Genomic DNA, 2079 nt, shown 5'->3' on the forward strand with positions numbered 1-2079 from the left:
AAAAAGTTGTCCATTGCTCAGACTAATCATTATCTGAATATCTGGCTTGGTTTGTTTGTTGTTTCAGTTTAATTCTTAAAGAATTAATTTATTGTTAACCTACTGTTTAATTTTCAAAGTTCTTTGTGGTGCCCAGAGGCGGAATCGAACCACCGACACGGGGATTTTCAGTCCCCTGCTCTACCGACTGAGCTATCTGGGCGAATGGTGGGCCTAGCTGGACTCGAACCAGCGACCTCACGCTTATCAGGCGTGCGCTCTAACCACCTGAGCTATAAGCCCTAATTTTGGTCGAGGTGAAGGGACTCGAACCCCCGGCCCCATGGTCCCAAACCAAGTGCGCTACCAAACTGCGCTACACCTCGAAGTATAAATTAGTAAAATACTACTTTAAATTTTATATGGCAGGGGTGGAGGGAGTCGAACCCCCGGCGCACGGTTTTGGAGACCGACGCTCTACCAACTGAGCTACACCCCTATGTAAATATGGTGGACCATCAGGGACTCGAACCCCAGACCTACCGGTTATGAGCCGGGCGCTCTAACCAACTGAGCTAATGGTCCATATTATTTTGGTCGAGGTGAAGGGACTCGAACCCCCGGCCCCATGGTCCCAAACCAAGTGCGCTACCAAACTGCGCTACACCTCGTAAAAATTGGCGGAGAAGGAGGGATTCGAACCCTCGCACCGGTTTAATCCAGCCTAATCCCTTAGCAGGGGATCCTCTTGAGCCACTTGAGTACTTCTCCATTATTTTGGCGGAGAGGGTGGGATTCGAACCCACGGTGCCGTTAAGCATCACTGGTTTTCAAGACCAGCTCCTTAAACCACTCGGACACCTCTCCAAATTTTATGGTGACCCATCGGAGATTCGAACTCCGGACACCTTGATTAAAAGTCAAGTGCTCTACCGACTGAGCTAATGAGTCATATTTTTATATGGCTGGGGATGCAGGACTCGAACCTACGCATGCATGAGTCAAAGTCATGTGCCTTACCGACTTGGCTAATCCCCAGTATATATGGTGAGCGCACAGGGATTCGAACCCCGGACACACGCCTTAGAAGGGCGTTGCTCTATCCAGCTGAGCTATGCACCCATATTTTTTTTACTGGAGCGGGTGAAGGGGATCGAACCCTCACAGCCGGCTTGGAAGGCCGGAACTCTACCATTGAGCTACACCCGCATATAATATTATTCTTTGGTGGAGGATGGTGGATTCGAACCACCGAAAGCATTGCTAACAGATTTACAGTCTGCCCCCTTTGGCCGCTCGGGAAATCCTCCTAAGTCTTTTGGAGCTGGTGATAGGAATCGAACCTACAACCTGCTGATTACAAGTCAGCTGCTCTACCGTTGAGCCACACCAGCATAGTATTTAATCTTATTATGGCGACCTGGAAGGGGCTCGAACCCTCGACCTCCAGCGTGACAGGCTGGCATTCTAACCAACTGAACTACCAGGCCGCATTTATAAGTTTTATGGTGGGACCAACAGGGCTCGAACCTGTGACCCCCTGCTTGTAAGGCAGGTGCTCTCCCAGCTGAGCTATGGTCCCATAATGGTGACTCATAGGGGAATCGAACCCCTGTTACCGCCGTGAAAGGGCGGTGTCTTGACCGCTTGACCAATGAGCCATATTATTTTTAACTTGTATTCTTTGGCTCCAAGGGAGGGACTCGAACCCTCAACCTATCGGTTAACAGCCGAGTGCTCCACCGTTGAGCTACCTTGGAACATTACGTGGCTACGTGCTACTCTCCCAGGGGGTCGCCCCCCAAGTACCATTGCCGCTCAAGAGCTTAACTTCTGTGTTCGGAATGGGAACAGGTGTATCCTCTTTGCTATAATAACCACATAAAATTAACTGTTTCGTTAGACAAGTATTATAATAACATTTATATATATAGTTGTCAACTTTTTTTATTACTTTTTTAGAAAGTTTTTAATACTTTCAAAACTGCTAACATTTAATGTTTTCCATTATTTATTTTTAGCAACTAAAATCTTCCTTATAAACATATAATTAAAGATTTAGTTGGCGATATAAACCTTTAGGTTTATTTTGGTCAAGTC

General features: G+C 47.1%; 18 tRNA genes and 1 rRNA gene. All 19 read right to left on the reverse strand.

Annotated features, from left to right (window positions below):
- Nucleotides 1-126: 126 nt before the first annotated feature.
- Nucleotides 127-202: transfer RNA gene (locus NSA58_RS19370), tRNA-Phe, on the reverse strand.
- A gap of 3 nt (nucleotides 203-205) precedes the next feature.
- Nucleotides 206-282, reverse strand: a tRNA-Ile gene (locus tag NSA58_RS19375).
- A gap of 6 nt (nucleotides 283-288) precedes the next feature.
- A tRNA-Pro gene (locus tag NSA58_RS19380) sits at nucleotides 289-365 on the reverse strand.
- A 37-nt stretch (nucleotides 366-402) separates the two neighbouring features.
- Nucleotides 403-478, reverse strand: a tRNA-Trp gene (locus tag NSA58_RS19385).
- A gap of 9 nt (nucleotides 479-487) precedes the next feature.
- A tRNA-Ile gene (locus NSA58_RS19390) sits at nucleotides 488-564 on the reverse strand.
- Between the two features lie 9 nt (nucleotides 565-573).
- Nucleotides 574-650: transfer RNA gene (locus NSA58_RS19395), tRNA-Pro, on the reverse strand.
- A gap of 7 nt (nucleotides 651-657) precedes the next feature.
- A tRNA-Ser gene (locus NSA58_RS19400) sits at nucleotides 658-750 on the reverse strand.
- Nucleotides 751-757: 7 nt separating this feature from the next.
- A tRNA-Ser gene (locus NSA58_RS19405) sits at nucleotides 758-846 on the reverse strand.
- 8 nt (nucleotides 847-854) lie between these two features.
- A tRNA-Lys gene (locus NSA58_RS19410) sits at nucleotides 855-930 on the reverse strand.
- An 11-nt stretch (nucleotides 931-941) separates the two neighbouring features.
- Nucleotides 942-1017, reverse strand: a tRNA-Gln gene (locus tag NSA58_RS19415).
- A gap of 7 nt (nucleotides 1018-1024) precedes the next feature.
- A tRNA-Arg gene (locus NSA58_RS19420) sits at nucleotides 1025-1101 on the reverse strand.
- A 13-nt stretch (nucleotides 1102-1114) separates the two neighbouring features.
- Nucleotides 1115-1188 (reverse strand) — tRNA-Gly (locus NSA58_RS19425).
- A gap of 16 nt (nucleotides 1189-1204) precedes the next feature.
- Nucleotides 1205-1289: transfer RNA gene (locus NSA58_RS19430), tRNA-Tyr, on the reverse strand.
- Between the two features lie 9 nt (nucleotides 1290-1298).
- Nucleotides 1299-1373, reverse strand: a tRNA-Thr gene (locus NSA58_RS19435).
- A gap of 19 nt (nucleotides 1374-1392) precedes the next feature.
- Nucleotides 1393-1469 (reverse strand) — tRNA-Asp (locus tag NSA58_RS19440).
- 16 nt (nucleotides 1470-1485) lie between these two features.
- Nucleotides 1486-1561, reverse strand: a tRNA-Val gene (locus tag NSA58_RS19445).
- Nucleotides 1562-1565: 4 nt separating this feature from the next.
- A tRNA-Glu gene (locus NSA58_RS19450) sits at nucleotides 1566-1640 on the reverse strand.
- Between the two features lie 24 nt (nucleotides 1641-1664).
- Nucleotides 1665-1739 (reverse strand) — tRNA-Asn (locus NSA58_RS19455).
- A 5-nt stretch (nucleotides 1740-1744) separates the two neighbouring features.
- A 5S ribosomal RNA gene (gene rrf, locus NSA58_RS19460) occupies nucleotides 1745-1861 on the reverse strand.
- Nucleotides 1862-2079: the final 218 nt, after the last annotated feature.

The sequence above is a fragment of the Terrisporobacter muris genome (assembly GCF_024621905.1).
GTDB classification, from domain to species: Bacteria; Bacillota; Clostridia; order Peptostreptococcales; family Peptostreptococcaceae; genus Terrisporobacter; species Terrisporobacter muris.